1 pseudogene is annotated in these 709 nt (G+C 49.8%); it reads left to right on the forward strand.

Annotation, left to right across the window (positions count from 1 at the left end):
- Nucleotides 1-709 (forward strand): annotated as a pseudogene (locus tag ELS82_RS25580) (conjugative transfer relaxase/helicase TraI); the annotation flags it as partial.

Consider the following 709-nt stretch of genomic DNA (forward strand, 5'->3'; position numbering starts at 1 on the left):
CAAATGGCCACAGAGAAGTTGCCTTATGAAGTGGCGCAAGATTACTTATCACGCACTCAAGAAACGCGAGAAAACACGCTTATCATCGCTTATACGAACAATGAGCGAGACGTTATTACTGAACACATTCGCCATGGTCTGATCGAAAGGAAGGAGTTGGGAAAAGAGAACATTATTGCCCCTCGGCTCCGCTTGACAGGCGCGACTGGTGAAGAGTTAAAAACCATGATGCCTTACCAGAAAGGGCTGGTTCTCAGTACCAAACCGGGGCATTACTCCACCATCATAAGTGTCGATTCCGAGCATGGTGTGGTCATGATAAAGAGCCACGATACCGGTAAAGAACGCGCTTTTTTACCAAGGCATCGAGATCATCGATTTACTGGCCTGTATTCGGTCTCGCACAAACCTTTATCGACAGGCGATAAGATCATCACTCGCTTTACCGACAAAGCTCGCGGCATTAAAGCCAACGTGATACACCACGTTATCCGAACCGATGGGCATACGCTCATCGCTCAGTCTAAAGAGGGTCAATCGTTAACCATTGATCCCACCAAACTCCAGGATGGCCACTGGGACTACGCATACACCCGGACCGCCGATATGGCGCAAGGCGCCACCTATCAGAACGTCATTACCTCAATCAAAGGGAAAGGCGCACTGACTAACCTGAGACGGGCTTACATCGACTTAACCCGGGCCAGCG

It is taken from the genome of Vibrio ouci (genome assembly GCF_004551525.1).
In the GTDB taxonomy this organism is placed as follows: Bacteria; Pseudomonadota; Gammaproteobacteria; order Enterobacterales; family Vibrionaceae; genus Vibrio; species Vibrio ouci.